The sequence below is a fragment of the Vibrio pacinii DSM 19139 genome, assembly GCF_000711795.1.
Classification (GTDB): Bacteria; Pseudomonadota; Gammaproteobacteria; order Enterobacterales; family Vibrionaceae; genus Vibrio; species Vibrio pacinii.
In genome coordinates, this window is record NZ_JONH01000038.1 from 1 (window position 1) to 6,443 (window position 6,443).

Here is a 6,443-nt window from a genome sequence, read left to right on the forward strand (position 1 = left end):
CACTTTGCCAACACCGTTTTTGAGCGCTTTGAAAAACTCAAATCAGGCGCAGTTTCAAAGCGCCTGTCACTGAAACCACTTGGAATTAGCAACGCCGTAGAAAACTGACTAAAAGCACCCAAAAAATCTTTTGGAAAGGCAATGTCACAAAGCTGACTTGCAACAAGTAAATTAGCATCTGAAACGGCAAACAAAACCACAACATTAAACATCGGACACAATTTCAGCAAATCACACACTCAGACACAAAGCAGAGCAAAATTGCACGATTCATAAGCCCTAAACTTTCTGCCTTAGCTGCGTTTTTACCGCTGGCAACTAACGCCGCGTTAAGTAGTGAGCAACATTACCACCTAACCTAAACCATTGTGCCGTAAACACTAAATTCAAAGCAAACCAAAAATGCCTAGCGTTGCGAATCTGCCTTAAACGCTTTGTTAGTTGCCATTCTAAACCTTTGATTTCCAATTCATTCCCACTTTGCCAACACCGATTTTGAACGCGTTGAAAAACTCAAATCAGGCGCAGTTTCAAAGCGCCTGTCACTGAAACCACTTGGAACTTACAACGTCGCAGAAAACTGGCCAAAAATACCCAATAAACCTTTTGGAAAGACAATGCCACAAAGCTGACTTTCAACGAGTAAGCTAGCGCCTGAAACGGCACAATAAAACCACAACATTAAAAATCGAACGCAATTCCGGCAAGCTACACCAAAGCACAAAACCGAGCAAAATTGCACGATTCATTAGCCCTAAATTTTCTACCTTAGCTGCGTTTTTTCCGCTGGCAACTAACGCCCAATTAAGTTGTGAGCAACGCTGCTACCTGACTAAAACACTGCACCGTAATCACCAAACCAATTGAAACCGAAAGTGCCGAGCGTTGCGAATCAGCTTGAATTGTTTGTTATGTTTTACCACAAACAACTGATTTATTTGGCAAAGAACTGCATTCTTGACCGTGTTTTCTGAGCCTAATCACACGCCAAAACTCACTTGGCCGCCAGATGCGCTAGACACAAAGCCCGTAAATCCACTTCCCTGCCCAATGAGGCAACCCGATAAACGCTCAACAAGCGCCCTCTCTTTCCAACCAAAGCGCAGAACAATGGCAAATTGCCGAGGCAACTGCCAAACCGACATGTTACTTGGCAAATACGCTAAAAACGCTCTAAAGCCAGCGGAACCTAAAACCAACCGACCCGATTTGCAAATGAAGCAACCCACGAATATTGGCATGTTTTACGGGCTGAGAAATTCAAGGATTTAGGCCGACAATGTAGATTTGCTGAAGAAACTCGAACGAATGGCCAAAGAGACAAAGAACATAGATCGAAGAAGCTTTAAGCCACTGAAATACAAGTAAACATAACGCCCAATTAAGGGGTGAACAACGCCTCCACCCAAACCTAAAGCATTGTGCCATAAACACTAAATTTGAAGTAGAAGCAAAAAATGCCAAGCGTTGTGAATCCCTCTTAAATTGCTTGTTATGCGATTGTTTCCTCTGGATAGTCAGGGGTTAGTCTTTCTATCTCCCATTTTGGATAGTCATAGCCATCAGCAATAGACATAATTCGTCTGATACTATCGAATGCCGATTCAGCAGATTGTTTATCTGTAACGTGTAGCGAGAAAGGTGGTTGAGTGTATGCACCCAATATCTCCGTAAACATAGTATCCGAAATGACACCGGCATGCTCAGGACTGAGTGCTAGTGAACGATAGGCTGACTTTGCCAGATAAAAGTTGACCATGTGAGCCCACCCTTTGGGCATCTCATAACCCATGGTTGGGTTAATGTTATCGTCAAAAGGATTCCAACTATCACTCATTGGTGTAGCAACAAAGCATAAGTTAGGCGTTAAAGGATAGAGAATGTAGCTATCATGAAGTTCGATAAACCCTGTTTGTAAAACAGGATTATCAGATCTTACTAAATAGTCGTCGCTATGAGTTTTCAATAGCAGCCAGTTTCTATTAGCTACAAAATTCAAATCGAGACACTCTTGGCAACCTACACGATCACAATTTGGCTCTGATTTAACACCTGTTAATTCAACCGACTTCTTTTCATATTGCATATAACTAGGAGTGCGAACTAATTGAGACAAGATAAATTGTGCCCATAAAAAACGTTCACTTCGGCTAAGTTCAGTGTAGTTAATGAGTTTTTCATAAACTGGGGCTGCTTTAGTTTCTAGCTCTTTGTCTAGGGCATTTTCAACAGCCCAACTATACAAGCCTCTCTTCCGACCCCACTGTTTTTTCCCTTTTGGTTCTTTTTTAACGGTTCCTGAGAACTCACACCAAAAGTACGATATAAAATTAGATTCATCAGCCCAGTATTTGTTACTAAACTTTGGTACATAATGAGACAGAGGTTTTTTCTTTGCCACTAGTTACTTACTCCAACAAATCGCATAACGCCCAATTAAGTTGTGAGCAACGCTGCTCCCTGACTAAAACACTGCACCGTAATCACCAAACCAATTGAAACCGAAAGCGCCGAGCGTTGCGAATCAGCTTGAATTGTTTGTTATGTTTTACCATAAATGACTGATTTATTTGGCAAAGAACTGCATTCTTGACCGCATTTCAAGAAGTGAATCACAAGCTCAAACTCACTTGGCCGCCAAAGGCACGAAACACAAAGCGCGTAAGTCCACTTCCCTGCCCAATGAGGCAACCCGACAAAGGTTCAACAAGCGCCCTCTCTTTCCAACCACAGCGCAGAACAATGGCAAATTGCCGAGGCAACTGCCAAGCCAACATGCTACTTGGCAAATACGCTGAAAGCGACTTAGAGCCAATGACATTTAAAGCCAACCGCCAAGACCTGAAAATGAAGCAACCCACGAATATTGACATGTTTTACGGGCTGAGAAATTCAAGAATTTGGGCCGACAATGCGGATTTGCTGAAGTAACTCGAACGAATGGCCAAAGGGACAAAGAACATAGATCGAAGAAGCTTTAAGCCACTGAAATACAAGTAAACATAACGCCGCGTTAAGTAGTGAGCAACATTACCATCTAACCTAACCCATTGTGCCGTAAACACTAAATTCAAGGCAAACTGAAAATGCCTAGCGTTGCGAATCTGCCTTAAACGCTTTGTTAGTTGCCATTCTAAACCTCTGATTTCCAGTCATTTCCACTTTGCCAACACCGATTTTGAACGCGTTGAAAAACTCAAATCAGGCGCAGTTTCAAAGCAACTGTTACTGAAACCACTTGGAACTAGCAACGCCGTAGAAAGCTGGCTGAAAAGCACCAAAAAGACCTTTTGGAAAGGCAATGCCACAAAGCTGAATTTCAACGAGTAAGTTAGCGCCTGAAACGGCAAAACAAAACCACAACATTAAACATCGAACACAATTTCAGCAAACCACAACCAGACAAAAATCGAGCAAAACTGAAAATTTCATTAGCCCTAAACTTTCTGCCTTAGCTGCGTTTTTACCGCTGGCAACTAACGCCGCGTTAAGTAGTGAGCAACATTACCACCGAACCTAAACCATTGTGCCGTAAACACTAAATTCAAAGCAAACCAAAAATGCCTAGCGTTGCGAATCTGCCTTAAACGCCTTGTTAGTTGCCATTCTAAATCTATGATTTCCCGTTCATTTCCACTTTGCCAACACCGATTTTGAACGCGTTGAAAAACTCATATCAGGCGCAGTTTCAAAGCGACTGTCACTGAAACCACTTGGAACTGACAACGCCGTAGAAAACTGACTGAAAAGCACCAAAAAGACCTTTTGGAAAGACAATGTCACAAAGCTGACTTTCAACGAGTACATACGCGTCTGAAACGGAAAAACAAAACCACAATGTTAAAAATCGAACGCAATTCTAGCAAGCTACACCAAAGTACAAAACAGAGCAAAATCACACGATTCATTAGTCCGAAATCTTCTGCTTTAGCTGCATTTTTACCGCTGGCAACTAACGCCGCGTTAAGTAGTGAGCAACATTGCCACCTAACCAAAACATTGTGCCGTAAACACTAAATTCAAAGCAAACCGAAAATGCCTTGCGTTGCGAATCTGCCTTAAACGCCTTGTTAGTTGCCATTCTAAACCTCTGATTTCCAGTCAATTTTCATTTTGCCAACACCGTTTTTGAGCGCTTTGAAAAACTCAAATCAGGCGCAGTTTCAAAGCGACTGTCACTGAAACCTCTTGGAACTAGCAACGCCGTAGAAAGCTGGCTGAAAACACCAAAAAGACCTTTTGGAAAGGCAATGTCACAAGGATGACTTTCAACAAGTACATTCGCATCTGAAACGGCAAAACAAAGCCACAATATTAAAAATCGAACGCAACTTCAGCACACCACAACCAGACAAAAATCGAGCAAAATTGCATAACTCATTAGCCCTAAATTTTCTGCCTTAGCTGCGTTTTTACCGCTGGCAACTAACGCCGCGTTAAGTGGTGAACAACGCTAACCACCAAACCTAAACCATTGCACCTTAAACACTTAACCTGACTGGAACTGAAATCGCCAAGCGTTGTGAATCCGCCTTAAACGCCTTGTTAGCTAAATCATTTCTCTCAATACCTTAAACTGCCTTAAACCTTCATTTTTAAAGCTAGAAAAGTTCTTAACATATTGTTCTAGAATGCTATCTAGCTCGTCTAATGTAACCTCTCCTGCAAAGAGTTCGATTGATTTCATTTGGAAATCTACGAGAGACTCGTACTTTAGGCATTGAAAACCATCTATGTTCAATAACCGAGATGCTTTAGCGAAATTAATTTGATAGTTTAACTGCGACTGAGCTAGCTTCGTTTTGTACTGAGATTCGTCAATTTCATTTCGAATTAACTCATCGATTTGAGCTTTTCTATCCTTCTCTTGGTTATCCGGATCAAGTGCAAGCTTATAGCAACCGTAAATTTTTTCGATTGCATAGTAGTAGTCTAACATTAGAAACTCGTAACTATCTTCAAGGTCTAAAAGTATATTGAACTTTGCTCCATAGCGATGCTGTCTCTTCCATATTAGTATTGTGACAATAGCTATAATTGAAGCCAATATTGTAGCTATCCCACTTGCAAAACTAACAACCGCAAGCGCTTCATTTGATATTTCCATTCCTCGATTCCATTTAGATTTAGCTAACGCCCAATTAAGTAGCCCGAAACGCCCTGGCTGACTTTCTGCATGACGCCGTAAACACAAAATTCAACGCAAACCAAAAGTGCTAAGCGTTGAGGGTCTGCTTGAATTGTTTGTTATGTTTTACCACAAATGACTGATTTACTTGGCAAAGAACTGCATTCTTGACCGCATTTCAAGAAGTGAATCACAAGCTCAAACTCACTTGGCCGCCAAAGGCACGAAACACAAAGCGCGTAAGTCCACTTCCCTGCCCAATGAGGCAACCCGACAAACGTTCAACAAGCGCCCTCTCTTTCCAACCAAAGCGCAGAACAATGGCAAATTGCCGAGGCAACTGCCAAGCCGAAATGCAACTTGGCAAATACGCTGGAAGCGCCTTAAAGCCAGTGAAACTTAAAACCAGCCACCACGACCTGCAAATGAAGCAACGCAAGAATATTGGCATGTTATACAGGTTGAGAGATTCAAGAATTTAGGCCGACAATGCGGATTTGCTGAAGTAACTCGAACGAATGGCTAAAGGGGCAAAGAACATAGATCGAAGAATCTTTAAGCCACTGAAATACAAGTAAACATAACGCTGCGTTAAGGTGTGACAAGCGCTTGCCATACTGTGAGCGAAGCGAAACCGGCAAGCGTTTGGAATCACTCTTAAACGCTTTGTTATAGCGCAACTTCACTTATCATCTTAATCGCTAGCAAAGTCAATAACACCTTGATTAATTTAATAATATAACCATTTCTTGTGCTTAGTCGAAGCTTCGTTCCCAGAAACGAGCCTAAGATCGCGCCCATGACCATATAGACAATAAGACCTAAGTCAGAAAACATGCTCTCTGTGAACGACAAATACACCGGTATTTTTGCTAGGTGACTGATTGTCATAAATAATGAGCTTGTTGCTATGATTTCATCTTTCGACTTCAGTTGTTTTGTTAACACGCTCAAACTCAAAGGGCCAGTTGCACCAACTACCAACCCTAACCCCGTTTGCAAGAAACCGGTCAGATAATAGCTTTCGTATCGACTGACTGACGCTGAAAAACGTGGACTCCATAGATTGAGTAAAATATACAGGCCAATTGCAACTGGAACATACTCCATTGAAATATGAGAGAGACCATAGCCAATCGTTAATGCACCGACTACTGATCCAACTAAGAAGCGGGGGAAGAAGTTCCCATCTAACATGTTTCAATGAAAACAACATGCGTGATGAGTTACTTGCTAATTGAACCAGACCATGGATTGGTATGATCAAATTAGGGCTTAGGAAGACTGGAAGAATAGCAATTAAAAGCATGCCACC

Annotated in this window: 5 protein-coding genes; 1 reads left to right on the top strand and 4 read right to left on the bottom strand. The window is 41.9% G+C overall.

Annotation, left to right across the window (positions count from 1 at the left end):
* Nucleotides 1-212: hypothetical protein (locus BS19_RS14670; protein ID WP_038176253.1), on the bottom strand; the 212-nt coding region annotated here is incomplete at its 3' end.
* Nucleotides 213-1,492: 1,280 nt separating this feature from the next.
* Nucleotides 1,493-2,401 (bottom strand): DUF4238 domain-containing protein, encoded by a 909-nt coding sequence (locus BS19_RS14680; RefSeq protein WP_038176255.1) that lies wholly within the window; start codon nucleotides 2,399-2,401, stop codon nucleotides 1,493-1,495.
* A 341-nt stretch (nucleotides 2,402-2,742) separates the two neighbouring features.
* Here BS19_RS14680 and BS19_RS20440 point away from each other — a divergent pair, with 341 nt between their 5' ends.
* Nucleotides 2,743-2,931 carry a hypothetical protein gene (locus BS19_RS20440; RefSeq protein ID WP_038176267.1) on the top strand — a complete coding sequence of 63 codons (189 nt, stop codon included), beginning with the start codon at nucleotides 2,743-2,745 and terminating at the stop codon, nucleotides 2,929-2,931.
* A gap of 1,618 nt (nucleotides 2,932-4,549) precedes the next feature.
* Here BS19_RS20440 and BS19_RS14700 read toward each other — a convergent pair.
* Nucleotides 4,550-5,107 carry a hypothetical protein gene (locus BS19_RS14700; RefSeq protein WP_038176261.1) on the bottom strand — a complete coding sequence of 186 codons (558 nt, stop codon included), beginning with the start codon at nucleotides 5,105-5,107 and terminating at the stop codon, nucleotides 4,550-4,552.
* A 690-nt stretch (nucleotides 5,108-5,797) separates the two neighbouring features.
* Nucleotides 5,798-6,325 (bottom strand): sulfite exporter TauE/SafE family protein, encoded by a 528-nt coding sequence (locus tag BS19_RS14715; RefSeq protein ID WP_245609290.1) that lies wholly within the window; start codon nucleotides 6,323-6,325, stop codon nucleotides 5,798-5,800.
* Between the last annotated feature and the right edge of the window lie 118 nt (nucleotides 6,326-6,443).

Excerpts from the sequence above, each read along its gene's own strand:
- BS19_RS20440 (WP_038176267.1), top strand. The coding sequence starts at position 2,743 with ATGGCAAATTGCCGAGGCAACTGCCAAGCCAACATGCTACTTGGCAAA.
- BS19_RS14700 (WP_038176261.1), bottom strand. The coding sequence starts at position 5,107 with ATGGAAATATCAAATGAAGCGCTTGCGGTTGTTAGTTTTGCAAGTGGG.
- BS19_RS14715 (WP_245609290.1), bottom strand. The coding sequence starts at position 6,325 with ATGTTAGATGGGAACTTCTTCCCCCGCTTCTTAGTTGGATCAGTAGTC.